24 protein-coding genes are annotated in these 26191 nt (G+C 61.5%); 9 read left to right on the top strand and 15 right to left on the bottom strand.

Going from position 1 to position 26191, the window contains the following annotated elements; translation table 11 throughout:
- Positions 1-49 precede the first annotated feature (49 nt).
- The 5 genes from rplI to DMO26_RS21420 form a co-directional block, all read right to left on the bottom strand.
- On the bottom strand, positions 50-625 hold the full coding sequence (gene rplI / locus DMO26_RS21440; RefSeq protein WP_117194187.1) for a 50S ribosomal protein L9: 576 nt from the start codon (positions 623-625) through the stop codon (positions 50-52).
- A 22-nt stretch (positions 626-647) separates the two neighbouring features.
- Positions 648-1658 (bottom strand): DUF2232 domain-containing protein, encoded by a 1011-nt coding sequence (locus DMO26_RS21435; protein WP_117194186.1) that lies wholly within the window; start codon positions 1656-1658, stop codon positions 648-650.
- 140 nt (positions 1659-1798) lie between these two features.
- A complete protein-coding gene (gene rpsR, locus DMO26_RS21430) occupies positions 1799-2047 on the bottom strand; it encodes a 30S ribosomal protein S18 (protein WP_117194185.1) in 249 nt (82 codons plus the stop codon).
- Positions 2048-2069: 22 nt separating this feature from the next.
- Positions 2070-2528 carry a 30S ribosomal protein S6 gene (rpsF, locus tag DMO26_RS21425; protein WP_117194184.1) on the bottom strand — a complete coding sequence of 153 codons (459 nt, stop codon included), beginning with the start codon at positions 2526-2528 and terminating at the stop codon, positions 2070-2072.
- 375 nt (positions 2529-2903) lie between these two features.
- Complete coding sequence (locus tag DMO26_RS21420; protein WP_117194183.1) at positions 2904-3950, bottom strand: aldo/keto reductase; 1047 nt, start codon at positions 3948-3950, stop codon at positions 2904-2906.
- Between the two features lie 164 nt (positions 3951-4114).
- Here DMO26_RS21420 and fabD point away from each other — a divergent pair, with 164 nt between their 5' ends.
- From fabD to gmk, 7 genes are all read left to right on the top strand, one after another.
- On the top strand, positions 4115-5083 hold the full coding sequence (gene fabD / locus DMO26_RS21415; protein WP_117194182.1) for an ACP S-malonyltransferase: 969 nt from the start codon (positions 4115-4117) through the stop codon (positions 5081-5083).
- Between the two features lie 112 nt (positions 5084-5195).
- The gene (fabG, locus tag DMO26_RS21410) at positions 5196-5933 is read left to right on the top strand and encodes a 3-oxoacyl-[acyl-carrier-protein] reductase (protein WP_117194181.1); all 738 of its coding nucleotides are present in this window, start codon (positions 5196-5198) and stop codon (positions 5931-5933) included.
- Positions 5934-6234: 301 nt separating this feature from the next.
- A complete protein-coding gene (locus DMO26_RS21405) occupies positions 6235-6471 on the top strand; it encodes an acyl carrier protein (protein ID WP_003502080.1) in 237 nt (78 codons plus the stop codon).
- 108 nt (positions 6472-6579) lie between these two features.
- The gene (gene fabF, locus DMO26_RS21400) at positions 6580-7842 is read left to right on the top strand and encodes a beta-ketoacyl-ACP synthase II (protein ID WP_117194180.1); all 1263 of its coding nucleotides are present in this window, start codon (positions 6580-6582) and stop codon (positions 7840-7842) included.
- A 127-nt stretch (positions 7843-7969) separates the two neighbouring features.
- Positions 7970-9187 (top strand): endolytic transglycosylase MltG, encoded by a 1218-nt coding sequence (gene mltG / locus DMO26_RS21395; RefSeq protein ID WP_117194179.1) that lies wholly within the window; start codon positions 7970-7972, stop codon positions 9185-9187.
- Positions 9188-9241: 54 nt separating this feature from the next.
- On the top strand, positions 9242-10129 hold the full coding sequence (locus DMO26_RS21390; protein WP_117194178.1) for a YicC/YloC family endoribonuclease: 888 nt from the start codon (positions 9242-9244) through the stop codon (positions 10127-10129).
- 4 nt (positions 10130-10133) lie between these two features.
- On the top strand, positions 10134-10799 hold the full coding sequence (gene gmk, locus DMO26_RS21385) for a guanylate kinase (protein ID WP_117194177.1): 666 nt from the start codon (positions 10134-10136) through the stop codon (positions 10797-10799).
- A gap of 250 nt (positions 10800-11049) precedes the next feature.
- On the opposite strand, the gene DMO26_RS21380 is transcribed toward gmk, so the two are convergent.
- The 9 genes from DMO26_RS21380 to DMO26_RS21340 all read right to left on the bottom strand — a co-directional run bounded on the left by DMO26_RS21380 (position 11050) and on the right by DMO26_RS21340 (position 22903).
- Positions 11050-13374: a hypothetical protein gene (locus tag DMO26_RS21380; protein ID WP_162895010.1), complete on the bottom strand. Its 2325-nt coding sequence runs from the start codon at positions 13372-13374 to the stop codon at positions 11050-11052.
- Positions 13375-13692: 318 nt separating this feature from the next.
- Positions 13693-14526, bottom strand: a complete 834-nt coding sequence (rsmA, locus tag DMO26_RS21375) for a 16S rRNA (adenine(1518)-N(6)/adenine(1519)-N(6))-dimethyltransferase RsmA (protein ID WP_117194175.1) — start codon at positions 14524-14526, stop codon at positions 13693-13695.
- Positions 14526-15539 (bottom strand): 4-hydroxythreonine-4-phosphate dehydrogenase PdxA, encoded by a 1014-nt coding sequence (pdxA, locus tag DMO26_RS21370; protein ID WP_117194174.1) that lies wholly within the window; start codon positions 15537-15539, stop codon positions 14526-14528. The genes rsmA and pdxA overlap by 1 nt, the downstream gene beginning before the upstream one ends.
- A 21-nt stretch (positions 15540-15560) precedes the next feature.
- Positions 15561-16505 carry a SurA N-terminal domain-containing protein gene (locus tag DMO26_RS21365; protein ID WP_117194173.1) on the bottom strand — a complete coding sequence of 315 codons (945 nt, stop codon included), beginning with the start codon at positions 16503-16505 and terminating at the stop codon, positions 15561-15563.
- A gap of 144 nt (positions 16506-16649) precedes the next feature.
- Positions 16650-18992: an LPS-assembly protein LptD gene (locus DMO26_RS21360; RefSeq protein ID WP_117194172.1), complete on the bottom strand. Its 2343-nt coding sequence runs from the start codon at positions 18990-18992 to the stop codon at positions 16650-16652.
- Positions 18992-20080: an LPS export ABC transporter permease LptG gene (gene lptG, locus DMO26_RS21355; RefSeq protein ID WP_117194171.1), complete on the bottom strand. Its 1089-nt coding sequence runs from the start codon at positions 20078-20080 to the stop codon at positions 18992-18994. Before lptG ends, DMO26_RS21360 begins: the two co-directional genes overlap by 1 nt.
- Positions 20077-21264, bottom strand: coding sequence for an LPS export ABC transporter permease LptF (gene lptF, locus DMO26_RS21350; RefSeq protein ID WP_117194170.1), 1188 nt, complete (start codon positions 21262-21264; stop codon positions 20077-20079). The genes lptG and lptF overlap by 4 nt, the downstream gene beginning before the upstream one ends.
- Before the next feature lie 106 nt (positions 21265-21370).
- Positions 21371-22162, bottom strand: coding sequence for a phosphatase PAP2 family protein (locus DMO26_RS21345; RefSeq protein WP_117194169.1), 792 nt, complete (start codon positions 22160-22162; stop codon positions 21371-21373).
- Positions 22163-22345: 183 nt separating this feature from the next.
- Positions 22346-22903, bottom strand: coding sequence for a DUF308 domain-containing protein (locus DMO26_RS21340; protein ID WP_117194168.1), 558 nt, complete (start codon positions 22901-22903; stop codon positions 22346-22348).
- Between the two features lie 138 nt (positions 22904-23041).
- On the opposite strand from DMO26_RS21340, the gene DMO26_RS21335 reads away from it, so the two are divergent.
- Complete coding sequence (locus DMO26_RS21335; RefSeq protein WP_117194167.1) at positions 23042-23629, top strand: TetR/AcrR family transcriptional regulator; 588 nt, start codon at positions 23042-23044, stop codon at positions 23627-23629.
- Positions 23630-23725: 96 nt separating this feature from the next.
- Here DMO26_RS21335 and DMO26_RS21330 read toward each other — a convergent pair whose 3' ends face one another.
- On the bottom strand, positions 23726-24976 hold the full coding sequence (locus tag DMO26_RS21330) for an MFS transporter (protein WP_205421248.1): 1251 nt from the start codon (positions 24974-24976) through the stop codon (positions 23726-23728).
- Between the two features lie 239 nt (positions 24977-25215).
- Between DMO26_RS21330 and DMO26_RS21325 the strand changes: the two genes are divergently transcribed.
- Positions 25216-26094: a LysR substrate-binding domain-containing protein gene (locus DMO26_RS21325; protein ID WP_117194166.1), complete on the top strand. Its 879-nt coding sequence runs from the start codon at positions 25216-25218 to the stop codon at positions 26092-26094.
- Positions 26095-26191 lie beyond the last annotated feature (97 nt).

The following is a 26191-nucleotide window of genomic DNA, read 5'->3' as shown; positions in this document are numbered from 1 at the left end:
CGCCCGGCCTTGAGGGCCGGGCGCTTCGGGACAACCGGTGAGGCGACGATTATTCGTTGTCGAGGTCGCGGTCGGCTTCCGGATCGAAGAAATCTTCCGGACGGAGCGCATCTTCGTCCACGCCGTAGATGGCGTCGACGGAGGTCAGGCTTTCGCCCTTGGCCTGACGCTCGGCTTCTTCCGGCGAACGGGCGACGTTCAGTTCGATAGAGATCTCGACTTCCGAGTGCAGGTGCAGGACGACCTTGTGCAGGCCGATTTCCTTGATCGGCGTGTTGAGGTCGACCTGGTTGCGGCCGACGTTGAAGCCTTCGGCGGCAAGCGCCTCGACGATATCGCGGGCAGCGACCGAGCCGTAGAGCTGGCCGGTTTCGCCGGCGGCGCGAACCATGATGAAGGACTTGCCGTCGAGAACTTCGGCAACCTTCTGGGCTTCGCCCTTGCGCTCGAGGTTACGGGCTTCGAGCGTGGCGCGCTCGGCTTCGAAACGCTTCTTGTTGGCTTCGTTGGCGCGCAACGCCTTGCCCTGCGGCAGCAGGAAGTTGCGGGCAAAGCCGTCGCGAACCTTCACGGTTTCGCCCATCTGGCCGAGCTTCGGCACACGTTCAAGCAGAATGACTTGCATGGTTAGGTTTCCTTTCGATCAGTCAATTGTTGTTTTCGTTGGGATTGGCATTGGGATTAGCCGGCGTTTTCAGCGGCGTCAGCGCGATTGTCCGCCGCGTGTCGACGAGGCCGAGGATCAGGATGCCGATTGCCGGCAAGGTCAGCATCGACGAGAGATAGCAGAGGATCAGCACCGGAACGCGCCAGTCCTTGCCCTGGCTGCGGAAATGGATGGACGCGAAGCCCGCCATCAGGAAGCCGGCGCCGAACGTGCCGCAAATGGTCGCGCCGATCATCGCCGGAATGCCGCCCACGAACATGAGCAGAATGCCGGCAAGAAAGATGAAGATGGCGTGCCGGTTCATGCGCAACGCGGACGGCATGTCCTCGCGCGGACGCAGAGCCCGGCCGGAGCGGGAGACGATCCTGACCGCGATGTAGAAGGCGGCAAACAGCAGCAGCACCCACATGCCGCCTTGAACCAGTGGAACGGCCAGCAGAAAGAGCTCCTTGATCCTCTCCACGCCGGCCGGGTCTGGAATGGCGGCCGGCTCCTGGGTTCTCATCGACGCCATGATAGCCTCGATCACGCGGTCCATGAGTTCTGGGCCGTAATCGACGGCAACGCCCAACGCGATCATTGCGACGGTCACCAAGGCGCAGAGATGCAGCAGGATGTCCGAGATCGGATACCACGCCATCAGGTTGTCAGGCCCGCCGAGTTCGGAGGCCGGACGGGCGAGATTGGCCAGATGCGAAAGCCAGCCCGCCGGGATGAGAGTGAAGATCGCCGTTGTAAGAGCAAAATAGACCGAATGCATCAGAACGGCGCCCAGGATTGCGGCCGTCACGATCCCGACGATCGCAGCTCGATTTCCCCAGCCCAGGCCGGCGATGAAGATTGGCAGCGAGGAGGCGGCGTAAAGCACGAAAGCGAGAGACGGCTGCGCATTCGCACCCAGCGTCAGCAGGGTGGCGGCAATGCCGGCAAGGATGCCGGTGGGCAGCACGGTCTGAGTTTTCGTCGTCACGGTCTCGCTGTCCTGCTTCATCAAGCAGTTAGGGGATCAGTCCTGAATCCGGGTCTCAGGCACTTCATCCCCAACATGGGGTTTTCAAGGTTCCGATCCGCGCCCATCGCGGAAGGGAGATAGACCCGCCGACTCTTGATCAGCGGGTCCGCGCTTTCAAATTAAGCCAGCACGTAGGGCAGCAGGCCGAGGAAGCGGGCGCGCTTGATCGCCTGGGCGAGTTCGCGCTGCTTCTTCTGGGAGACAGCCGTGATGCGCGACGGAACGATCTTGCCGCGCTCGGAAATGTAGCGCTGCAGGAGGCGTACGTCCTTGTAGTCGATCTTCGGCGCATTGGCGCCCGAGAACGGGCAGGTCTTGCGGCGGCGATGGAACGGGCGGCGTGCCGGAGCGGAGGATACGTCAGCCATGGTGTTTTCTCCTTAGGCTCGATTACGCACGGTCTTCGCGCGGACCACGGTCCGGGCGGGGGGCACGCTGGAATTCGCCGTCGCGGCGCGGCGGACGGTCGCCGAATTCGCGGCGCGGCGGACGGTCGTCGCCATCACGGCGCGGACGGTCGTCGCGGTCGCGCTTCTGCATCATCGCCGACGGACCTTCTTCGTGCTTCTCGACGGCGATCGTCATGTAGCGGAGAACGTCTTCGTTGATGCGCATCTGGCGTTCCATCTCATGCACGGCCGGAGCCGGTGCATCGATGTCCATCAGGGCGTAATGAGCCTTGCGGTTCTTCTTGATGCGGTAGGTGAGGGACTTCAAGCCCCAGTTTTCGATGCGCCCGACCTTGCCGCCGTTAGCTTCGATGACGCCCTTGTACTGTTCGACGAGGGCATCAACCTGCTGAGCGGACATATCTTGCCGGGCAAGGAATACGTGTTCGTAAAGAGCCATGTAAGCTTTGCCTTTTCTTGCGGTTGTCTAACCCGGACCTCGGCGGCTAAGCCTCAACGACTGCTCCTGAACGGGAAAACCCGAGGCAAGAAAAGTGTTGTATCGAGACGGTCGAGAGCGGAGACACGGGAGGCTTGGACCCTTTGGCCCCTGCGGTTTGCTTTCGCGAACCTGCCCTCCGTTCAGCCACCAGCCAGAAGACCGGATGTTTCGAACAGCGCGCCTTATACGGATTTTTGGGGGAAAGGCAAGGGGTGGGTGCGCGAAGCCGACGGATTGTCGATATGTCTGTCCTTGCCGCATGGCTGCGACCAACGACACATTTCTTATGCATGAGACATATATAAGATATGTGCCGGTCTCCGCTTCGTCATCTCACAGCGCCATGGGCCACTGGCGGTGGACGGCGGCGATGTCCTTCATGACGTCCTCGGAAAGCTTGAGTTCTGCCGCGGCCATGCTGTTCTTCAGCTGCTCCATGCTCGTCGCGCCTATTATCGCCGCGGTCATGAAGGGGCGGGAAAGGCAGAAGGCGATCGCCATCCGGGCGGGGTCGAGGCCGTGCCTGGCGGCGACGGCGAGATAGTCCCTGACCGCCGGCTCCTGATACGGGGTCATGCGGCCGCCGAGATCCGTGTTGATCGTCGCACGCGAACCGGCAGGACGGGCGCCGTTCTGGTATTTGCCGGTGAGCAGGCCGGCAGCGAGCGGCGAATAGGCGAGCAGCCCGACATCCTCGTGATGGGCGACTTCGGCGAGATCGAGATCGAATTGCCGATAGAGGAGGTTGTATTCGTTCTGGATCGAGGCGACGCGCGGCAGGCCCTTTTCTTCCGCAAGACGGAGATATTGCATCGTGCCCCATGCGGTTTCGTTCGAAAGCCCGACGGTGCGCAGCTTGCCTTCCCCGACGAGGCCGCCCACGGTGTCGAGAATTTCGAGAATGCCCGCTGCCGCCTTCTCCGTATCCTGCGTCGAAGGATCGTAGGTCCAGGAATTGCGGAAATGATAGTGGCCGCGGTTCGGCCAGTGGATCTGGTAGAGATCCAGATAGTCGGTCTGGAGGCGCTTGAGACTGGCATCGACGGCCAGGCGAATGGTTTCGGCCTCGATGCCGCGTCCTTCGCGGATATGCGGGCGGCCGCCGCCGGCGATCTTGGAGGCGAGGATCAGATCCTTGCGTTTGGCTGGATTCTTGTTGAGCCAGGTGCCGACGATCTCCTCGGTCCGGCCATAGGTGGCGGGACCTGCCGGCGTGGTGGGATAGAGTTCCGCCGTATCGACGAAGTTGATGCCGTTTTCAAAAGCGTGGTCCATCTGCTCGTGAGCCTCCGCTTCCGTGTTCTGCGTACCCCAGGTCATGGTGCCGAGGCAGATTTCCGACACGGAAAAGCCCGTGCGGCCCAAAGTCTTGTATTGCATGTAAATGATCCCGTCCTGAAAAGCCGGCGGGACTTTAAGCCGGATCTGCCGCAGTGCAATAGACAAAAGCCGGCCGTTTCAAAGGCCGTACGACGAGGGCGACCCTTGACTCGGCAAGCTCAAATGTGAATGGAAGGGCAAAACTAAGGGAAGGAACCATCCCCATGGCGACCCCAGCAGCCACGCAATCGAGCATCGCATTCACCTTTCCCGGCCAGGGCAGCCAGGCTGTCGGCATGGGCAGGGATCTCGCCGACGCCTTTCCTGAAGCCCGCGCCGTCTTCGAGGAAGTCGACGAGGCACTCGGCCAGAAGCTTTCCGACATCATGTGGAACGGCCCCGAAGAGACGCTGACGCTGACCGCGAACGCCCAGCCGGCTTTAATGGCAGTGTCGATGGCGGCGATCCGGGTGCTCGAAGCGCGCGGCCTGCAGCTCGCCGACAAGGTTTCCTTCGTCGCCGGCCATTCGCTCGGCGAATATTCGGCGCTCTGCGCCGCCGGCACGTTCTCGCTCGCCGATACGGCGCGGCTGTTGCGCATCCGCGGCGATGCCATGCAGTCGGCGGTTCCGGTCGGGCAGGGGGCGATGGCGGCGATCATCGGCCTTGAACACGGCGACGTCGATGCGGTCTGCGTCGAGGCGCGTGCGGAGGGCGTCTGCCAGATCGCCAACGACAACGGCGGCGGCCAGCTCGTGATTTCCGGCTCCAAGCCGGCGGTCGAGAAAGCGGCGGCACTTGCGACCGAAAAGGGCGCCAAGCGAGCGATCATGCTGCCGGTTTCCGCACCCTTCCACAGCGACCTGATGGCGCCGGCCGCCGACGCCATGCGCCATGCGCTCGACAAGGTGGAAAAGAAGAACCCGGTCGTGCCGGTTGTCGCAAACGTGCGCGCCGTGCCGGTTTTCGATGCGGACGAGATCGCCAAGCTGCTCGTCACCCAGGTGACGGGCCAGGTCCGCTGGCGGGAAACCGTGGAGTGGTTCGGCGCCAACGGCATCGCGACCCTTTACGAGATCGGCTCGGGAAAAGTGCTGACCGGCCTTGCCCGCCGCATCGACAAGAATATGTCCGGCATTGCCGTCAACAGCCCGGCCGATATCGAGACGGCGCTCGCCGCTCTGCTCGGCTGATCGGGAAAAGCGAATAGCGAATAGGGAGTAGCGAATAGAAAGAACCTGCGATGATGCGATAAAAATCTATTCGCTACTTGCTATTCGCTCCATCTGAAAGAGGAAAACGACTATGTTTAATTTGACCGGCCGCAAGGCACTGGTGACGGGCGCAACCGGCGGGCTCGGCGAAGAGATCGCCCGCATGCTGCACAAGCAGGGCGCCATCGTCGGCCTGCACGGCACGCGCGTGGAGAAGCTCGAAGCGCTGGCTGCCGAACTCGGCGACCGCGTCAAGATTTTCCCGGCCAACCTGTCGGACCGCGACGAGGTGAAGGCGCTCGGCGAGAAGGCGGAAGCCGAGTTGGAAGGCGTCGATATCCTCGTCAACAATGCCGGCATCACCAAGGACGGCCTGTTCGTGCGCATGAGCGATGCGGACTGGGACTCGGTCATCGAAGTGAACCTGACGGCGGTTTTCCGCCTGACCCGCGAGCTCACCCATCCGATGATGCGCCGGCGTTACGGCCGCATCATCAACATCACCTCGGTCGTCGGCGTCACCGGCAATCCGGGCCAGGCGAACTATTGCGCTTCGAAGGCCGGCATGATCGGCTTCTCCAAGTCGCTCGCCCAGGAGATCGCCACCCGCAACGTGACGGTCAATTGCGTCGCTCCAGGCTTCATCGAGAGCGCCATGACCGGCAAGCTCAACGACAAGCAGAAGGAAGCGATCCTCGGCGCCATTCCAATGAAGCGGATGGGCGCCGGCGCGGACATCGCCGCAGCCGTGCTCTATCTTGCGTCCAGCGAGGCGGGTTACGTCACCGGCCAGACCATCCACGTCAACGGCGGCATGGCGATGATCTGAGCCGCCGCGGGGGTTATCTCCGTGGTTCTTCAAAACTCCGTTGCAATCGGCTGTTGGCGGCGGTGCGAGGGAACAAATTCTGGCTTTGCTCGACACGGAAACCATGTTAAGCGGGCCATGACTGTGAAATAGTCACCCTGAGATGCAGGCCGTCATATTGCGTGAGCGCGATGGGACCGGAACCTGACAAGGGGAGAACGGGTTTGCCGGCATCGGTGCCGTAGAGGCGGCGGTTGCTGGTTTTAACAGGATGCGGATGCCATTCGGGCATTCGATTAAGACAAAGGTCGAGGAAACCGACATGAGCGATATCGCAGAACGCGTGAAGAAAATTGTTATTGACCATCTCGGCGTCGATGCCGACAAAGTCGTCGAAGGCGCAAGCTTCATCGACGATCTCGGCGCGGACTCGCTCGACACCGTCGAACTGGTCATGGCTTTCGAAGAGGAATTCGGCGTCGAGATCCCGGACGATGCGGCCGATTCCATTCTGACCGTCGGCGATGCGGTGAAGTTCATCGAGAAGGCCCAGGCCTGATCGACCCCAAAATCTGGGAAGCCTTGAAGGCAGATCCCGACAACGGCCCGCTTGTTCGGGCCGTTTCAGCAATAAGAACATGAAAGCTTACAGGGTGGGGCGCTGGCGATGAGACGGGTCGTTATCACCGGTACCGGCATGGTATCTCCTCTCGGATGTGGAACGGAAGTGAGCTGGCAACGGCTGCTCGCCGGCGAAAACGCTGCACGTCTGGTAACCGAATTCGAAGTCGAGGACCTTCCCGCCAAGATCGCCTGCCGCATTCCCGTCGGGGACGGTTCCGATGGCACGTTCAACGTGGACCAGTGGATGGAGCCGAAGGAACAGCGCAAGGTCGATCCCTTCATCATCTACGGCGTGGCCGCCGCCGACATGGCGCTCGACGATGCCGGCTGGCATCCTCAGACCGACGAGGACCAGGTCGCCACCGGCGTGCTGATCGGATCGGGCATCGGCGGCCTCGAAGGCATCGTTGAGGCAGGTTATACGCTGCGCGACAAGGGGCCTCGCCGCATCTCGCCCTTTTTCATTCCCGGCCGGCTGATCAATCTCGTTTCCGGCCAGGTGTCGATCCGCCACAAGCTGCGCGGTCCGAACCATGCCGTCGTCACCGCCTGTTCCACCGGTGCCCATGCGATCGGCGACGCGGCCCGGATGATCGCCTTCGGTGATGCGGACGTCATGGTGGCGGGCGGCGCGGAATCGCCGATCTGCCGCATCTCGCTTGCCGGCTTTGCCGCCTGCAAGGCGCTGTCGACCCAGCACAACGACGATCCGCAGAAAGCCTCGCGCCCCTATGACCGCAACCGCGACGGTTTCGTCATGGGCGAGGGCGCCGGCATCGTGGTTCTGGAAGAGCTGGAACACGCCAAAGCCCGCGGCGCCAAGATCTATGCGGAAGTAGTGGGTTACGGGCTTTCCGGCGACGCCTTCCACATCACCGCTCCCTCGGAGGACGGCGACGGCGCGTTCCGCTGCATGACGGCGGCGCTGAAGCGTGCCGGCCTTGCGGCCTCCGACATCGACTACATCAACGCCCACGGCACCTCGACCATGGCCGACACGATCGAGCTCGGCGCGGTCGAGCGTCTCGTCGGCAATGCCGCCTCGAAGATCTCCATGTCGTCCACCAAGTCGGCGATCGGTCACCTTCTCGGTGCCGCCGGCGCGGTCGAGGCGATCTTCTCGGCGCTTGCCATCCGCGACAACGTCGCGCCGCCGACATTGAACCTCGACAATCCCGATGTCGAGACGGCGATCGACCTCGTGCCGCACAAGGCGCGCAAGCGGGAGATCAACGTGGCGCTTTCCAATTCCTTCGGTTTCGGGGGAACCAACGCCTCGCTCGTCCTGCGCCGCTACGAAGCGTGATCATACCGGCTGGACTCGGCATGACCCGAGTCCGTATCATCTTCCGAACCTGTTTTTTGCCGCATTGCTTGGCCAAACAGCGATCTAAGTCTTGAGTGTCGAAATCCCGGGTGCTTAGGGGGCGCGGTTGAGTGATAGCAGTCATGTGAGCGACCTGCCGCCCGGCAATGGCAGGGGGCCGATCATTCCGAAGTCGCCGAACGAAGCCTTGAAACCCGAACGCGTTCCGGATCCGCCACGGCGCTCGAAGAAGGCGCGCAGCCAGGTTGTCATCTTCCTGAATTTCGTGATGACGATGGTCGTGGCGATCTGCCTCGTTGGAGGGGGCTTGTTCTATTACGCCCTGTCTTCCTACCAGAAGCCGGGTCCGCTGACGGCCAATACCAATTTCGTCGTGCGCGAAGGCGCCGGCCTCGAGGAGATCGCCAACAACCTGCGGCGCAACGAGATCATCGACGCCGATCCGCGCATTTTCCAGTATGTCACCGCCGCCCAGCTCGGTTATTTCGGCGGCGAGCGCGCCAACCGCCGCAGCCTGAAGGCCGGTGAATACGAGATCAAGGCGCATGCCTCGATGCAGGAGATCGCAAGCCTCCTCGAATCGGGAAAGTCGATCCTTCATTCGATATCCATGCCCGAAGGTTTGACGGTCCGGCAGATGATGCTGCGGCTTGCCGAAGACACGGTGCTGGAGGGCGATCTGCCTTCCGAAGTACCGAGGGAAGGCAGCCTGCGCCCGGACACCTACAAGTTTTCGCGCGGCAGCAAGCGGGCGGACATTATCCAGCAGATGCGCGTCGCGCAGCAGAAGCTGGTCGACCAGATCTGGGAGCGCCGCGACCCCGATCTGCCGATCAAGACGAAGGAGGAATTCGTCGTGCTCGCCTCGATCGTCGAGAAGGAGACGGGCAAGGAAGACGAACGCGCCCATGTGGCGTCCGTCTTCATCAACCGGTTGCAGCGGGGCATGCGGCTGCAATCCGACCCGACCATCGTCTACGGCATTTTCGGCGGCGAGGGAAAGCCTTCCGACCGGCCGATCTTCAAATCCGACCTCGCCAAGCCGACGCCCTATAACACCTATCAGATCAAGGGCCTGCCGCCGACGCCGATCTCCAATCCGGGCCGTGCGGCGCTGGAGGCGGTCGCCAATCCCTGGCGCACCAAGGACCTCTATTTCGTGGCCGACGGGACGGGCGGTCACGTCTTCGCCGCGACGCTCGACGAACACAATGCCAATGTGCGCCGCTGGCGCCGGATGGAGTCCGAGCGGGCCGCCAATCCGGAAGTCGTGGACGGCCAGCCGGACGGCGACGAGGCGGAAAAGCCGCCCAAGGGCAATTGACCGCGTCGCCTTCTTCTATCGCCAACATGCCCTGAATACGCTCTGGAGACGCCGATGACCTTGCAGTCCATGACCGGGTTCGCCCGGAGTGAAGGGGTGAGCGGGCGCAACCGTTTTGCCTGGGAACTGCGTTCGGTGAACGGCAAGGGCCTCGACATCCGCCTGCGCCTGCCGCCGGGCTTCGAGCGGCTGGAGCCGGATGTCCGACGTCTGGTCTCGGAAAAATTCTCCCGCGGCAATCTCCAGGCGAGCCTCAGTCTGACCGTCACCGAAACCAGGGTCGAGGCGGTTTTGAACCGTGACGCGCTTGCGGCCGTCATGGCGCTGCGTGCGGAACTCGGCGATCTCGTCGACCCTTCGCCGTTGCGGCTCGATACCCTGATGGGCATCCGCGGGCTCGTCGATATCCGCGAACCGGAAGAGGACGAGGCGACTATTGCGGTCCGTGATGCCGCCATCCTTTCCGGGCTCGAAGAGGCGCTGCGCCATCTCCAGCACATGCGGGAAGGCGAGGGAGCGGCCCTTGCCGACGTGCTGAAGGGCCAGATCGCCCGGATCGCCGAGCTGGCGCTGCTCGTCGAGGCGGACCCGTCCCGCAGCCCGGAGGAGATCGTCCGCCGGCTCTCGGCCCAGATGGCGGCGCTCCTTCAGGACGCACCGGCGCTCGATCGCGACCGGCTGCACGCGGAAGCGGCGCTGCTCGCCACCAAGGCGGACCTGCGCGAGGAGATCGACCGGTTGAAGGCGCATGTGACGGCTGCCGGCGAACTGATCGACAAGGGAGGCCCAGTCGGGCGCCGGCTCGATTTTCTTGCACAGGAATTTAACCGGGAATCGAATACCATCTGTTCCAAATCGAATTCCGCTGCGGTAACGGCAGCCGGTATCGAATTGAAAGTGGTCATCGACCAGTTCCGCGAACAGGTCCAGAATCTGGAGTAGGTTTATGAGCCCGGCACCTTCATCCTCGCCCGCGAACATTGCCCGGCGCGGGCTGATGCTGGTTCTCTCTTCGCCCTCCGGCGCCGGCAAATCGACGATCGCCCGCAACCTCCTGGAGGCCGATCCGAGCCTCGGAATCTCGGTCAGCGTCACGACGCGCCAGCGCCGTCCGAGCGAGATTGCCGGCAAGCATTATCACTTCGTCACCATTGCCCAGTTCGAGCGCATGCGTGTCGCTGACGAGCTTCTGGAATGGGCCGAGGTGCACGGCAATTTCTACGGCACGCCGCGCGAACCGGTGGAGGCTGCCATGGCCGAGGGCCGCGACATGCTGTTCGACATCGACTGGCAGGGCGCTCGCCAGCTGCAGGAAAAGATGAAGGCCGACGTCGTGTCGATCTTCGTCCTGCCGCCGACCATGACCGAGCTGCAATCACGCCTGCACCGGCGTGCGGAGGACTCGGAAGAGGTGATCCGCACCCGGCTCCTGAATTCGCGCGCCGAGATCGAACACTGGCGCGAGTATGACTATGTCATCGTCAACGACGACCTCGACAACGCCTTCCGCTCCGTCGGCCACATCGTCGGCGCCGAACGTATCCGCCGCGACCGCCGCCATGGGCTGTTCGACTTCGTTGAGAGCCTGCTGACGGAAGAGCCGGCGCTTTAGAGTCGAAAACCCGGTGCAGAGGCTCCCAGCATGTCGGCTTCCCGCGTAATTTAGCTGTTGATTGTTGGCATCGGCGGCCTTGTGAGGCGGATACGGGCGGCAAGGACATCCGCTCGTACTCGTCATGGTCTAACATAGACCATCGGTGGGAGACCAACTTCAAACAAGGGAGACTATAACCTGCTGCCGCAATGACCGAAATTTCAACGGGGAGCTTTAAAGGCTATGCACGAATGGAAGCCACGCAGCTCTAAAAGGAAATCTTCAAGCCAAACTTACCCGCAATCGAATTGCCGCCGCCCGATGTCTTCGCCCTGATTTCACCATTTACTGTCAAGCTGTCAGAAACGATGACGTTCATGCCGGCAGACAATACTGTGCTGAAGGTTGGGACGTCATACTCATAATTCTTGCCTCCGGTTTTCGAGTTGTTCTTGTATGCGAAAAGCTGCTGAAATTCGGCGCGCAGATACGGAGTGATGGCAACACTATTTTCCAGCATGTAATTAGCGTATATGCCCGGCTCAAATTTCACGCCGCCGAAAGACAAGGTCGACTTACTGTATTGAACGCCGATATTGTCGGTATAAGCGTCTCCAGTAAGCTTAGCACCCAATATCCCGCCACGAAGGTCAAAGCGTACCTCATCCGTGAGAGCGAAAATATGACCGACGGATGCCGTGAGAGCCATTCCTCGCGTATCGTAGGAACCAGATGAACCAAGCAGACTATTCCTGACGTCGGTTTCTCCCAAGATGCCGATACCTGATACGATGAGGTAATCATTTCCTTTTTTCAGGAGACCGTAAGAACCAAAAAGTGCGCTTTTGTTAAATGCGGATCCGGCGGTCGCATAGCCGAGATACGAACCCAGATCGACGTTACTGGTTGCGTAGCCCCCAAAGACGCCGATGTTCAGGCCGAATTCTTGGTCAAGGCTCAAATACTCCGACATGTTGAAATCGACACTTGCCGCAGCGGAAAACTCCGTACTCGAAAACGACGGTGCAATGTCGGATGTTCCGGTAACCTTGAAGCCGTCATAATGCGTTCTTGCAACCTGCCCTGTCGCGAATAGAAGGAACGGTGATCCAGCTCGCGATCCGGCTCTGGATGAAAGGCCGAGGATACTCGTTGCATTGGTTGCCGTCACATCGTTCAACTGGTTCAGGGATACTGCAAGAGCGGCTGAATTGGATATCGGAATAGGGGCTGCCAACGGTTTGGAGGTGGGCGCAGCACGCAACAGCAGATCACCATCATCCCCGCTAATGATAGTATAGTCGTAGAGGCCTGAAGGCGCACCCATAATGCCTTCGATCGAGAAAGAGGCGGGATCAATTCCAGCGGGGAATTTGATGATCGAGACTTCCATCGCCTCATTCAGAACCGGCGTACCCAGCAAGTTGACGTAGATCCTGTTGGCGTTCGATACAGTCACGCCAAGGCCTGCGGTTGGATCTACGACAAGGCTGTCAACTGAGCCACCGGTCGGATCGTAGTCAATGAGGATATTCGCATTGTTCAAGGTAAGACCGCCGACGGTCAACTGATCATTCGCAACACCATTGATCATATTCAAATTTGAGTTGACCAGCGAAAGCGTACCTAATCCCCCGACGGCCTGAGAGTTTATCGTTTGTTGTCCGCGAACAAACAGAGTCGATCCGTTAAACAGGCTCATGCCGTCGACGCGCTGATCGCTGGTTAAAAGTGTGGTTGAATTTACGAGAGAAAGCGTAAAAAAGCCGTCGAAAGTCTGGCTGAAGCCTGACGCATCCAAGTGAGTGTTCGTGATATTGCCCACGGCATTGACGCCGGAAAATGAGACATGGTCGCCAAATCGGAGGGGATCGGCAAGTCGGCTGTCGTTGATCTCAAGTGTCCCGTTGATGAGACCCGACACATCCCCCTTCAGTGTTCCGCCGAAGAGTTTCACAGTCTTTGCGACGAGGTTTCCGGTGACGGAACCGCCCGATAAGGTAACGGTATCGTTCCCGGTGCCTCCATTGATTTCACCTACGAACGTGCCGCCGGTGGTCAAGAACCTATCGTCTCCCGCTTCACCTAGGACGTCCCCATACATTTGCCCACCCGAAATCGTGAAGGTGTCGTTCCCCTCCCCAAGTCGAAAATCAACCCTGCTGCGCCCAAGGCCGAACGTGTCCCGTTCAGCGCCAACACTACCGGCTGTTATTTCAACGATATCGTCACCCTGAAGAGTTTGGATCGATCCATCGATTGGGACATAAGGCGTAATATAAGGTGGGGGCAGGGTATATATTCCGGAAGAATAGCTGATTTTACCGCCATCGATAAGAATACTGTCGTTACCCTGCTGAGCGTAGCCTGAGAAAAAATATCTGAATATGTTCCGCTGGAGGAATGAATCCTCAGATTCCTGAGATCCTACCTTACACACGATAGTCGAGTTGCCGCCAATACCGTAATCCTCACACGGCCCCGTCGGCGCAGCTGCAGCCGAAAGAGGAATGAAAGCGAACAGCATATAGCCGAGGATGCCCCAAATGCTTTTGTCCAATTTGAGCTTAATTCCAATCGTCATGCCGGCCACCCAACGCACCTCATAACCATCGTGATCTACGGTATACGTAGGCCTTGTGACAAGAGGATTTCCACTTATGATTTCGGTCGGATAGCATGCGGCTTATGGGTTGGAGAATAGGGAGGGGATGCCTTTTTGCTATGTGCGGTTGAATTTTTTCTCTGAAATGTATTGAGCCGATGCTCCGGGCCACGTGAAATTAGGAACTAACGGAGGTTCAGATTGCCAATCCGGATGGGTTGTGCGATTAAGGAGGCCGCGCTTTGAACCGCATCAAGATACACAACTTTTTCGGGCTGAAGTTATTATGGGATACCGCACCGCCGCTCAAAGGCAGTTCGCGAGCCTTACAAATTCTTCCACGGACAGCGTTTCGGCCCGCCTTTGCGGATCAATGTCAGCCTTGTCGAGCAGGGTTTCTCCGCCGAGCGGCCTCAGGCTCTGACGCAGCATTTTTCGGCGCTGGCCGAAGGCGGCGTGGGTAATGCGCTCCAGCTTGTTCACATCGCAAGGAAGGGGTTTTTCGCGCGGCGTCAGATGCACGACCGTCGAGGTGACCTTGGGCGGCGGGGTGAAGGCCTGTGGGGGAACGTCGAAGACCATCCTCGCATCGGTTCTCCAGCCGGCGAGCACGCCGAGGCGGCCGTAATAGTCGTCTTCCTCGTCGGCAACGATCCTGAGGCCCACTTCCTTCTGGAACATCAGCGTCAGGCTTTCCCAGAACGGCGGCCATTTTCCGTCTTCGGGGAGCAGCCAGTTGAGGAGGAGCTGGGTGCCGACATTGTAGGGCAGGTTGGCGATGATCCTGACGGGTCCTTCCGGCGCCAGCGCCGCAAAGTCGACCTTCAGCGCGTCGCCCTCGATGACTTCGAGACGATCGGGATAATGCTCGCCGATTTCCGCCAGCGCGGGAAGGCAGCGGCTGTCGCGTTCGACGGCGATCAGCTTCCTGGCGCCGAGCGACAGGATGGCGCGGGTGAGGCCGCCGGGGCCGGGGCCAACCTCGATGACCGTGACGCCTTCGAGCGGACCAGCGCTGCGGGCGATCTTCTGGGTGAGGTTGAGGTCGAGCAGAAAATTCTGGCCGAGCGCCTTTTTCGCATCGAGTCCGTGACGCTGGATCACGTCACGCAGCGGCGGCAGGCCGTCGAGTGTGGCCATCAGGCGAATGCTTTCGAGGCGAGGTCGCCGGCCAGCCTGACCGCCTCGACGAGACTGGTCTCGCGTGCAATCCCCTGGCCGGCAATGCCGAAGGCGGTGCCGTGATCGGGCGAGGTGCGGATGAAGGGCAGGCCCAGCGTCACGTTGACCGAGGTGTCGAAGCCGAGCGCCTTGACCGGGATCAGCGCCTGGTCGTGATACATGCAGATCGCCACGTCGTAGCGGGCACGCGCCTCGTCATGAAACATCGTGTCGGCCGGCAGCGGACCGAAGACATGGACGCCTTCGGCGCGCAGCTTGAAGACCGCCGGATGGATGATCGTCTGGTCCTCCTTGCCGATCGCGCCATCTTCGCCCGCATGCGGGTTGAGGCCTGCGACCGCAAGGCGGGGCTTTTCGATTCCGAAGCGGGTTTTGAGGTCGTGGTGGACGATACGGCAGGTCTCGGCGATCAGATCCGGCGTGAGGGCTGCCGGGACGTCCTTGATCGGAATGTGGATGGTGACCGGAACGGCCCGAAGTTTCGGGCCCGCCAGCATCATCACCGGGAGGAATTTCCGTCCAGTGGCGCGCTCTGACAGGTCGGCGAGGAACTCCGTATGGCCCGGAAAACCGAAGCCCGCCTGATAGAGGATGGATTTGGCGATCGGATTGGTGACGGCGCCGGCAACCTTGCCCTCGAAGCACAGCGAGACGGCGGTCTCGATCGCCCGGATCGTTCCCTTGGCGGTCGCCACATGCGGCTCGCCGGCTGCGACCTCCGCACCGGCCGGGATCGGCAGGACGGGCAAGGCATCCGCGAAGATGGAGATGGCGCGTTGCGGATCGGCTTCGCGGATCGGTACGTCGATGCCGATCATCGCCGCGCGGGCCGACAGCACGGCCGGATCGCCGAGAAACAGGAAGGGGGGCAGGTCGTGTTTACGGCGTTCCGCCCAGGCGGCAAGCGTGATCTCGGGGCCGATGCCGGCGGGATCGCCCTGGGTCAGAGCGAGAGGACGATCAAGCGGCATGGATGCTCCGAAGATGCTCTATCAACGATATTCGATTACCGCTTTGCCCCGCAGTTCGTCGAGATATTTCTTTTCGTTCGGGTTCTGGCCGCCCTTCTGCTCCTTGCCGAGGTCTTCAGCGCGGAAGACCACTTCGGCGGCGAGGTCGTCCGAAACCTGCCGCTGGTTGCAGATCGCCAGGAACTCGACGCCGCGCTCGGTCACGCGCGTTGCGGTCGTGCCGTTGGCGGGGGTCTTCTCGATCAGCGGCTTCCATTCTGCCGGCATTTCAGGGGCCAGAACGCGGCCGAGGTCACGGACGGAGACGTCGAGGTAACCGGCTGCGAACTGCTTGGACTGTTCGCAGCCCGGGAACTTGCCGCGTGCGGCATTGGCTTCACTCTGCCGCTTGCCGAGGATCGCGTTGCGCTTGGCCGACGGCACGACGAAGATCACCTGCTGCAGGAAATATTCGGTCGTGACCGGCTTTTCCTTGTTCTCCATCATGCGGGTGACGAGTTCCTGATTCGACATGCGGCCGCGGGCGCCACCGTAGCGGGCGTTCACGAGGCGCGGCCAGCTCATCTGCACGGCGATATAGTTCTTGAAGTGCTCGACCCCGACGCCGGCCCGGTCGAGGATCTGGCTCATCTGCTGCGGGTTCATCTTGTTGCCGGCGGCAAAGCGCTCGAAGGCCTTGTCGACGTCATCGGTCGAGACCGACATTTTCAGGCGGGCGACTTCCTGGCGCTTCAGGATTTCCTCCACCATCGCCTCGCGGGCGCTCTTGGTGTCGGCCTTCTGCCGTTGCAGGCGCAGGAAGGCGGCGCGGCGGGCAACATCGGTCGAGGTGATCGCCGTCCTGTTGACGACGGCTGCGATTTCGCTGGCGGCCTGGGCCTCGCGGGCGATCGGCTGGACGAAGACCGAAGCAGCCAATACTGCCGCGGCGAGCGCCAGTTTGCGCGTTGCGGTCATTGCAAACATGGTACCAATTCCTTTCCCGCCCCGGTCGGTTCTCTCCGCCCGTCCGGCCTTACTCATACTATATTTGCGCTCGCTTGCACAATTCTTGCGGCGAAACGATGACGACGATGGCCCCGGCGGACCGGGGCCGAACCCCGGCATCCGCTACTGATACTGGTAATCCTGATCGTAGTCCTTGGTATTGGAGCCGATATTGATATCGCCGAGCGTGCGGAAGCTGAGGCGCGCGCTGACGGTCCAGTCGTTTGCAACCGTGCTCTGCGGCTTGTCGGTATAGGCGAGCGTGAAGATGGTGCACTCGTCCGCATAGCTGATGCCGATGCCGCGGCGGATGACCTGCTTGTCCGCAAGGTCCCAGGTTGCCGTTCCGGCCAGCGCCCAGTTCTCGTTGATGCGGAAGCGCATCGAGTGCTTCAGCACGTCGGTCGCCTCGTCGGAGCCGTATTCTTCCTGCGGATCGACCTGGGTGTAGACGAGCGTGCCGGAGAGGCGCGGCGTCGTGTAGCCGAAGGAAGCGTCGGTGCGCTTCACCGCGAAGGTCTTTTCGTCGAAACGGGTGTTGGCAGCGAGCGTGAAGCCTTGCGGCAGGTCGATGGCTGCCATCGCGACATAGTCCGATCGCCGCGTTTCGAGCCCCGAATCAGCGCCCGCATGCACGAGGTCGTCGGTCGCGAAGGAGTTGCGGCCGGCAATCTGGTAGGACTGACCGATGATGCTCCTGACGCCGATGCCGTTCGCGAACGAACCCGTATAGCGGATGCCGACATTGGCGCGCGTGCCGCCTTCGACGCGGTCGAAGCCGGAGAACTTGTCGCGCTCGAAAAGCGTGGTCGCATCGAAGACGAAGCTCTGGGCATCCTCGTTGGGCAGGCCGCCGGCCATCTGCTCGTCCGGGCGCATGAAGATCTGCGCGATCGGCTCGATGATGTGGCTGCTGTCGCCATAGGTCATGAGGATCGGGTAGCGGGCTTCGAGACCGGCCGTCAGCATGTAGCGGCCGTCGCTGCCTTCCGGCTCCAGGCTGCCGGTATAGAAGGCGGGCGTGTTGGAGCCGGTGTGGCGGATGCCGTCGCCGCGCGCGGCGAGGATCGGCGTCAGGAGCAGGCCGTCGGCGTTGAACGTACGCTTCCATTCCGCCTCGACCGTGAAGCGGCTATAGCTGCCTTCGAGGCCCGGGAAGCGGTTGGTCGTGCCTTCCGTATACCAGTCGTCCTCGCGGCGCGAGAGATTGGTAAGGTTGGCGTTGATCTGAAGTTCGCCGCCGAGGATCGGTTCCGGTGCGTAATAGCTGTAGTCGAGGGACGGATAGACGATCGCCTGCTGCTGTTCGAGCGTATTGCGCACTGCATCGTCCTGCACGTTGAAGTAATAGGCGTGCAGGTCGAAATAGTTCCGTGTCCCGAGACCGGTCAGGTAGACGTCGTTGGTGAACGTGTCGTCGTCGACGTCGGTCAGGTTGTAGGTCCGGGAGAAATTGTTGTCGCTCTGGGCCATGATATCCCAGCCGAAGGTCCAGCGGGGATTGATGTTGAATTCACCCTTGGAAGCGGCCATGAAACGCTGGTCCGCTTCGCGGTCGCTGGTGCCGAGGTCGAAGGATTCCGGGTTGTTCTGCTGGATGCCCGCAAACCGGAACGTATGGTCGCCGTTCTCGAAACGGTTGCGAACCTCACCCTGCAGCAGCAGTCCCTGGTTGGAATAGTAGGTCGGGCTGATCGTCGCGTCCATGCTCGGCGAGAAGACATGGTAATAGGGGACGGTCACGCCGAAGCCGAGATTGTCGCTGGCCGAAAACTGCGGGAAGAGCAGGCCGGACTTGCGTTCGACCGTCTCGTCCGGCACCTCGATCGCGAAAGGCAGGCGCCCGATCGGCAGGCCGAACAGTTCGAACTGGGCATTTTCCAGGCGAATCGTATGGGTCTGACCGTTTCGAACGACACGCTCGGCCTTCACCTGCCAGAGCGGCGCCTTGCCCGGTCTCGTGGCGCAGGGCAGGCAGGCGGTGTAGACGCTGTTGTTCAGCACCATCAGGTCGCCAGTCTGGCGTTCGGCGCTTTCCGCTGCAAGGCGGGTATTGTCGGTCGTCTCGACGCGAAGCGCGTTGATGAAGCCCTGGCCGAAATCGTCGGTGACGTCGAGTTCCTGGGCGTAGACGCGGTTTCCGCCCGGCTCGATCAGTTCGATATTGCCGGTCGCCATGACGCGGCCGGTCTTCTGGTCGTACTGAACGCGCTGAGCCACCATGCGGTAACGGTTGTAGTACAGTTGAACGCCGCCGGTCGCGGTGACCCTCTGGGCGTCCTGATTGTAGACGAGTTCGTTGGCGCGCAGCAGAAGCTTCGCGTCATCCGCCGGAGCGGGCACCAGACTCTGTCCCGGCGTCTGCGCATGCACAGTCGTTGCCGATACGCCGATTACGCATACAGACACACCTGTCAGCAGGGCGGCGGCGAGCCGTCTTATGTTTTTGCGGTCGATTGCCGCCACTAGCCATCCTCCTGATGAAGCAGAATAGTCGCCCCCAACGCCGTCGCGACGATGACTGGTATCCAGACCGCCACGAAGGGAGGAATCGCCCCGCTGCTCCCGAATGCCTTTACAAGCACCGTCACGACATAAAGCACGAAGCCGGAAACTATTCCACCCAGAATCACAGAGCGGGACTGGGCGAACCGGCTGAATTTTAACGAGACTGTTGCAGCAATGAGAGTCATCGCCACAAGCAGGACCGGCAGGGAGAGCAGCGAATGATACTGCGTCTCGAGTGCCTTGGTGGATATTCCGAACGATTTGCCCACCTCGATTTTTCTGGAAAGATCAAAAAACGCAACAGTTTCCGGCTGCGCCACGCTCTCCTGAATATATTCCTGCTTCAAGTTGGTGCGAACCTGTGCTGTTGCACGACGCACCGGAATTTCGCCCGGCCGGTTTTCCAGAACCTCGTTAAGAAGCCAGTAACCATCCTGCAACTTTGCGGTCTTGGCATCCTGTCGCATGATGACGCGACCGTCCTTGTCGAAATGGAACAGGACGACGTCGATCAGGAAGGTTCCGTTGTCCTGATAGCTCTTGGCGCCGATGATCGTATCGTCGTCGCCGCTGATCTGGCGGATCCACGGGACGAATTTGGAGGACCGCGCGCGGTTGCTCGCCTCGCGCCAGCTCGCCTCCATGGAAGCGGATTCGCGCTGGCCCCAGGCGGCCAGCGGGTTGACGACGAGAAGCGTCAGGAGGCCGATCAGGAAGGCGCCGGTCACGAAGGGCGAAACGAACTGCCAGACCGAGATGCCGGCGGCCCGGGTCACCACCAGCTCGTAACGCCGGTTGAGCGCGATCAGCACCGTCATGCCGATGAAGAGGCTGAGCGTCGGGATGGTCTGCTGCAGGATGAGCGGCACGCGCATGGCCGTCATCATCAGGCCAGCCCACACCGTATATCCGACGAAACCCGACATGCGCCGGCTCGTCTCGCTGAAATCGGCGAGGAAGATGATGGCGCTGACGCCGAGCATGAACCACAGGGCGGTGGCGATGTAGCGGCGGAAGAAATATCGTCCGAGCGTCGAAAAGATCATGCCGCACCTCCGCGCGAGGTGGGGCCAGAGGCGGCCCTGCCGTCGAGGCGCCGCTGCAGGCCGGCATTCACCCGGGAGATGCGCCGCGCGATGAAGGCGGGCATGGAGAACTGCCGGTTGGTGGCGAGCATGAAGATGGCAACGAGCGAGCTCAGGACCGGCACCGCATAGGGAAGCGCGACATAAACGGCATGCCGCTCCACAAGGTTGGTGGCCGAAAAACCGAGCCAGCGGATGGCGAAGGCGGCAAACAGCGCGTAGATCATCGGATGCACCCGCGTCTGCCGGTGCGAGCGCGTGTTCCCGGCGATCACCAGCGAGATGAGCGCGAAGGTGATCGGGAAGAGCCAGTCGGAGAGGCGGCGGTGCAGTTCGGCGCGATAGGCGTCCGGCGACTTCTGGTAAAGCGGGTCGTTGGGGTCCGGGTTCAGGAGGAAAGCAAGGCTGCGGTCGGTCGAATATTGCGGCAGGCCGCCTTCGGATTTCGCCATGGCCGAAAGGTCGAAGGCATAGGAGACGAAGCGGATGACCGAGATGCGCCCGTCGGCGGATTTGCGGTGCACCTCGCCGTCGCGCATGGTGAGCGAGGTGCCGCTCTCGTCGATCGATCCTTCGCGGGCGTAATAGATGAGGTCGAAATTCGGGTCGCGGTAGTCGACGACGAAGAGGCCCTTCAGCACGCGTCCGGAATGGCGCTCCGAGATCTGCACATAGAGCCCGTCCTCGATGCTGCGGAACGTTTTTTCCTCGATGACGGAAGAGAGCAGGTCGGCATAGGCGGCCGCGACCATTTGGCGGGCGGCGACGCGCGACGGCGGCTCGACGAAATTGGTGATGATGAACGAGAACAGGCTGAGCGCGATGCCGAGCATCAGCACCGGCTTGTAGATGATGCTGCGCGAGGAGCCGGCCGCGTCGATGACCGGCAGCTCCGAATCGTTGTTCATCGCCGTCAGCGTCTGGGTGATGCCAATGACGAGCGCGAACGGCAGGACGACGGGGATGATGGTGGGCAGGATATAGGTCGCCAAAGTCGCGAACGAGCCCATCGACTGGCCCGTATCCGTGACCAGGTTGATGCGTCCGAGCACCTGGATCGTCCAGATGATGGTGAGCACCGGCAGGAGCGTCACCAGGAACATCTGAAAAATCCGGCGCAGTATGTAGACTTCGAGAAGCTTCATTCCGGCCTAGACGTTTTGCATTCCGTATCCGGGACGACGGCTGTCTCCCAAGACCACGGTGGGGCCTATCTAAGCGATTGGCGAGCCGTTTGCGACAGGGGCTGCGTCACAAATTTGTTGGCTGTTTTCGTTTTCTTCGCCGCTGTGACATTTCGAAACACGCGGCAATCCCCGCATACACCACCAGCGATGACAGCCAGCCGAGCGTCACGTCGGAAAGGTAGTGCCCGCCGAAGGAGGTCCGCAATGCCGGCGAGATCAGCGACACGGCAATCAGCGGCGGGCCGAGCACCGCGCGCAGCGGTTTCGGCAGCATCACGACCAGGCAAGCCATCCAGCCGGCCCCGGCGGCCTCGCCGGAGATGAAGGAACAGTTGCCGGTGCAGGCGCCCTGGAAATCGCCGGCCGGCATAAAGACGTTCCGGCCGCCGAAGAGATCGGTCTGGTAGGGCCGCGGGCGGTCCGAGATTTCCTTGAGGAGCAGATTGACCAGCACGTAGGGGCCGATCAGGAAGGATGTAAGCGCGATCGAATAGTCCCTTGTCTTGCGAGGGCTGTAGGTTGCGCCGTGATGTTGGAGATTGGCGATCAGCCGGTAGAGGATGTAGATCGCGGTGAGCGACGGCAAATAGAAGAGGATCTGCCGAATGACGACGAAGAGGACCTGCGTTCCGTAGGGAAAGCTGCCGCAGACGCGGCCTTCTTCGACCGCCTGGCCGCAGGCCGCTTCTTCGAAGAAGGCGCGCGCCACGGCAAGATCGATCTCGGGGACCAGGTAGAAGACTGCCAGCAGCAGCCACCACAGCAGCATCAGCACGACGAACCACACTGCCGGTCTGGCGAAAAGACGCCTTGTGGCAGCGCGCCATTCAAGGACAATGCGGCTTGGCGAATTCATGCAAATGCGATCCGGTTGTTCGGGCGGCGCGAACCTAGCGCATCGGTCCGAAAAGCGGAATCGATTTTCGGAGAGCAGGAATTCGCCAGTTACAAAGAACGAGAGCGCTCTCTGACGGGCGAAATTTGTCCTTTCGGCGGCGGCAAATGACTTTGAACTTGCCGCCGCGGGAGCGGGCTGTGCTTACGCATGTGCTTTCCGATAGGCTGCGACGACGAGCCAGATGGCCGAAAGCAGAAAATAGAAGGCGCCGAACCCCGCATAGGGGACGATGTCCAAGATCGTCGGCGCAACGGTGCCAAGGGATCGACTGATCATGAAGGCGCCGGCGAGGGCCGACTGCGCACCGCTCAGGATCATCACCCATTGTGCGCCATAGGCACGCCAGCGTCTTACTCCCGTATACAGTTGCAGCAGTCCCGAGAGGATAGCCCAGACCCCGAAAACGGCCAGAACCGCGTATGTGCTGCTGCTGACCGCCGCGATGACGGCGAGCCCCGTTATCGTGCTGACCACGACGTTCAGCGCCTGGGACGGGTTGGTTTTCAGGCCGCCGTTTGCCCGTGCATCAATCAGATTGGCGAGGGCGTCCCACAGGGGATAGATCACCAGCAGAAACGCGGCGGGACCGGGCTGCCCGCCGAGGAGGAGGGCTGCGGCGATCCAGCCGATGGAGAACGAGGCGCGCACGAAATAGTAGGATTGCAGCCAGTTGGACTGGGTGGACGGTTGGCTTTGCATTGAAAGGTTCCTTTTTTTGACTACCTACTAGTAGGAAGGTAATTTTGTCGAGTCAACCTGACGCCCGAACACCTCCTCGTGAGAAGCGGGGAGGTTGCAGCACCTTGACAATTTGCCTACCAAAAGGTAGGCGACGATATGAAATCAATGGCTTCGACTTCGGAAAAAATCCTCGACATCGCGCAGTCTCTCATCGTGACGGGAGGCTACAACGGGTTCAGCTACGCCGACATCTCGGCTGCGATCGGCATCAGGAAGGCGAGCATCCACCATCATTTTCCGACGAAGGCCGATTTGGTCTCGGCGCTGGTGGATCGTTACAGGCGGCAGGCGGAGGCGGGTTTGACGTTCCTGCGCGAGCAGGCCTCGAGCCCAGCCGAACAGCTGCAGTCCTACATGAACTACTGGCAGACATGCATTCGGGACGCCTCGCTGCCCTTCTGCGTCTGCGCGATGCTGGCCAGCGAGATGCAGATGCTGCCGGAAGAGGTCGCATCACGCGTCCGCGCCCATTTCCATGGTCTCGCGGGATGGCTTGCCTCGGTCCTGCAGGCCGGAGTCGAGCAGGGGCTGTTCCGGCTGGACAAACGGCCGGAAGAGGAGGCTCAGGTGCTGATGGCCTCGCTCCATGGGGCAATGCTTTCCGCACGAGCTTTTAGCGATCCCGGATTGTTCGTCGCAATCGTCGCCCCCCAGATCGCCAGGCTGCGGTCGCCGGACTGTTAGGAACCGGCGGCGCTCTTTGCGAGGAATGACTTGCCCGGATGGGATATGCGGGGCTAGCCGAACTCGGCCGCGACAGGTTCAGTCGATTTCCCGGTTTCAGTTCTGGCGTGATGTGCGAAACCTCCGGCGGTGCAGCAGCAAAAGGCCAAAAAACGTGCTGAAGGCGAAGAGCGAGATGACCAGGGCCAGCCAAAGGGCTGCGCGGGGACCGGCGGAGGTCATGATGGCGGTGAATACCGGCGGTGCGGCGGCAAAGGAGAGATTGAGCGGCACCGCGAGCTGCGCCGATGCGCGGGCATAGGCGCCTGCGGGGAAGATCTGCAGCGGCAGCGTAGCGCGGGTGACGGCGGTGATGCCGCTCGCAAGCCCGTAGAGCGTGGCGAAAAGCATGGCGCCGACGAGATTGCTGGTCAGCAGAAGAACGATGAAGCTCAGCGGAAACAGGGCGGAGGCGGCAAGGCCTGTGGCAAAACCCGACAGGCGCCGGCCGCCGAGGAAATCGACCAGCCGTCCTGCCCATTGGGCAAGGCCGATGAAGGCTCCAGCCGTCAGTGCACTGGCGTGATCGAGCCCCGCAGCCTCGAAAAGGATGATGATGGTGAGGGCAAAACCCCAGGTCACGAAACCATTGGCGGCGAAACTCATGGCCAGCAGGATGAAACGTGGCCGGTCGATGGAAGTAGGCTCGGTGGCCGCCTCAGCCGCAGCTTTTTCCCTGGGCTGGCGGGCAAGCGCGGCCCAGTGCAGTGGCATGCAGACAAACAGCATGAGGACGGCATAGGCAAGTGTCGTCGTCCGCCAGCCCCATTGGGCTTGCAGGACCCCTGTCAGCGGCCAGACGATGGTCGATGTCAGCCCGCCGGCCAGGATCAGCACGCCGAGCGCCTGGCGGGCGTTCTCGCCGGCGATCTCGGTCACTGCGATCTGCGCCGGTGTCGTTAACATGCCGGCGCCGGCGAGGCCGAGAATGATCCACGCCAGGAGATAGGATGCCGGACCGTTGGCCACGCCCATGAGCAGCAGGCCGGTTGCACCCAGGAGCGATCCCAGAACCATTATCGGGCGGGCGCCGCGACGCTCGAAGGCGGCGCTCAGCGGCCAGGACGCGATCGCCATGACGACGAGCATCACCGTCGGGCCTGCCATGACCATGGGCAGGGGCATGCGCAGCGCGCCGGCCATGGCGGGTCCCGTGACCGCGGGCAGCCAGAACGTGGCGCCCCAGCCGATGAGCTGGGTCAGCGACAGGGCGGCGACGCCTCGGACCGTAGGGGAGCGGAACGGCATTCGGGCGATCGGCGCGAAAAGCGCAAGCAGGTCGCGGTCTTTACGGGGAAGGGGGCTCATAAGGCCTCGGCCTCTGATTGGTTTCTGGAGGGAGAAATGAGGAAGGAGGGGCACGTCTCTCAGCGTGTGAGGCGTAAATAAATTAATGCAGTATCGACGATTAACCCTGGTATGGCTCGGATGTTGATATAAGAACGGTTCAAGTGGATCATTCATTTTGAGGGCTTCTTGCGTTCGTCTGTGCCCGATTTTCGCGCGACGCTCAAACGAGGAATTTGAAGGGAGGCTGAGGAAAATTTATGCAGGAAAGGCACCGTGTCTCCCTCAACGCCGTCAGGGTGTTTGCGATCGTGGCGCGCACCGGAAGCCTGACGGCCGCCGGCGCCGAACTCGGTGTCACCTCCGGGGCGGTGAGCCACCAACTCAAGAAGCTCGAGGATGAGCTTGGGGTGAGTTTCTTCCGCCGCGGGAACAACACCGTTTCACTCACCGACATGGGGCGGCGGTTCTATGAGGAGGTCGCGCCGGCGATCGGGCTCATCGAGCGTTCCGCCGATGCTCTCTATCGCGACGAAAACGAGATCAGCGTTCACGCCACCACGTCGCTTGCGCTCCGCTGGCTCATCCCGTCACTCGATCGTTTTCGCGTTCTCTGCCCAAAAGTGCGCGTCCGCGTGGAAACCAGTTCTGCGCGAGGTATTCCGGCGATCCCCGATTCCGATGTCGGCATCCGTTATTTCCGGACGGGGGAGGAGGCCGAAGGATGGGAACTCCTCGCGCGCGACCTGCGCCGCCCGGTTGTTTCTCCGGTCCTATTGGCGAGAGGCAACCATGGCCGGGAGATTGCCGTTGCGGATGTGCCGGCCCTTCAATGCTGCGTGGGCAACTGGGACTGGAAGCTCTGGTGCGAGACGTTTGGTATTCCGCCGGCCGATCTTTCCTTTGCCCATGCATTCGATACGGACGACGCGGCTCTTCATGCCTGTGTCGCGGGTCTCGGGATGGTGCTGGCGCCGACGATCCTCACGGCCAGGGAAACGAAGTCCGGCGCGTTGATGATCCTGCCCGGACACCAGCCGTTCGAGACCGGGACCTACCGTTACCGGCGCTGCTCGGAATCGAGGGCAGTCCGGCAATTCTGCGCCTGGATGGATACCGAAATGCGGAACCTCGAATGAAGGACTTCCTTCACGGACCTCAGCCGCTTTGACGTCACCGGTGATTTCCCGAAGCGGCCACGACCGTATCGAGCGGGAACGGCGCTTGTGGCATTAT

Origin of the sequence: Rhizobium terrae (assembly GCF_003425685.1) — a bacterium.
Classification (GTDB): Bacteria; Pseudomonadota; Alphaproteobacteria; order Rhizobiales; family Rhizobiaceae; genus Neorhizobium; species Neorhizobium terrae.
Note: the sequence above shows the minus strand (reverse complement) of the source record. Positions and strands in the feature narration are given on the sequence as shown.

Bases quoted from the DNA above. Each gene is read 5' to 3' on its own strand.
- DMO26_RS21435 (WP_117194186.1), bottom strand. From the start codon at position 1,658: ATGAAGCAGGACAGCGAGACCGTGACGACGAAAACTCAGACCGTGCTG.
- rpsR (WP_117194185.1), bottom strand. From the start codon at position 2,047: ATGGCTGACGTATCCTCCGCTCCGGCACGCCGCCCGTTCCATCGCCGC.
- rplI (WP_117194187.1), bottom strand. From the start codon at position 625: ATGCAAGTCATTCTGCTTGAACGTGTGCCGAAGCTCGGCCAGATGGGC.
- DMO26_RS21335 (WP_117194167.1), top strand. From the start codon at position 23,042: ATGAAATCAATGGCTTCGACTTCGGAAAAAATCCTCGACATCGCGCAG.
- DMO26_RS21345 (WP_117194169.1), bottom strand. From the start codon at position 22,162: ATGAATTCGCCAAGCCGCATTGTCCTTGAATGGCGCGCTGCCACAAGG.
- lptG (WP_117194171.1), bottom strand. From the start codon at position 20,080: ATGATCTTTTCGACGCTCGGACGATATTTCTTCCGCCGCTACATCGCC.
- rpsF (WP_117194184.1), bottom strand. From the start codon at position 2,528: ATGGCTCTTTACGAACACGTATTCCTTGCCCGGCAAGATATGTCCGCT.
- pdxA (WP_117194174.1), bottom strand. From the start codon at position 15,539: ATGCCGCTTGATCGTCCTCTCGCTCTGACCCAGGGCGATCCCGCCGGC.
- DMO26_RS21325 (WP_117194166.1), top strand. From the start codon at position 25,216: ATGCAGGAAAGGCACCGTGTCTCCCTCAACGCCGTCAGGGTGTTTGCG.
- lptF (WP_117194170.1), bottom strand. From the start codon at position 21,264: ATGAAGCTTCTCGAAGTCTACATACTGCGCCGGATTTTTCAGATGTTC.
- gmk (WP_117194177.1), top strand. From the start codon at position 10,134: ATGAGCCCGGCACCTTCATCCTCGCCCGCGAACATTGCCCGGCGCGGG.
- fabG (WP_117194181.1), top strand. From the start codon at position 5,196: ATGTTTAATTTGACCGGCCGCAAGGCACTGGTGACGGGCGCAACCGGC.
- rsmA (WP_117194175.1), bottom strand. From the start codon at position 14,526: ATGGCCACACTCGACGGCCTGCCGCCGCTGCGTGACGTGATCCAGCGT.
- DMO26_RS21420 (WP_117194183.1), bottom strand. From the start codon at position 3,950: ATGCAATACAAGACTTTGGGCCGCACGGGCTTTTCCGTGTCGGAAATC.
- DMO26_RS21330 (WP_205421248.1), bottom strand. From the start codon at position 24,976: ATGAGCCCCCTTCCCCGTAAAGACCGCGACCTGCTTGCGCTTTTCGCG.
- DMO26_RS21340 (WP_117194168.1), bottom strand. From the start codon at position 22,903: ATGCAAAGCCAACCGTCCACCCAGTCCAACTGGCTGCAATCCTACTAT.
- DMO26_RS21365 (WP_117194173.1), bottom strand. From the start codon at position 16,505: ATGTTTGCAATGACCGCAACGCGCAAACTGGCGCTCGCCGCGGCAGTA.
- fabD (WP_117194182.1), top strand. From the start codon at position 4,115: ATGGCGACCCCAGCAGCCACGCAATCGAGCATCGCATTCACCTTTCCC.
- DMO26_RS21405 (WP_003502080.1), top strand. From the start codon at position 6,235: ATGAGCGATATCGCAGAACGCGTGAAGAAAATTGTTATTGACCATCTC.
- fabF (WP_117194180.1), top strand. From the start codon at position 6,580: ATGAGACGGGTCGTTATCACCGGTACCGGCATGGTATCTCCTCTCGGA.
- DMO26_RS21390 (WP_117194178.1), top strand. From the start codon at position 9,242: ATGACCTTGCAGTCCATGACCGGGTTCGCCCGGAGTGAAGGGGTGAGC.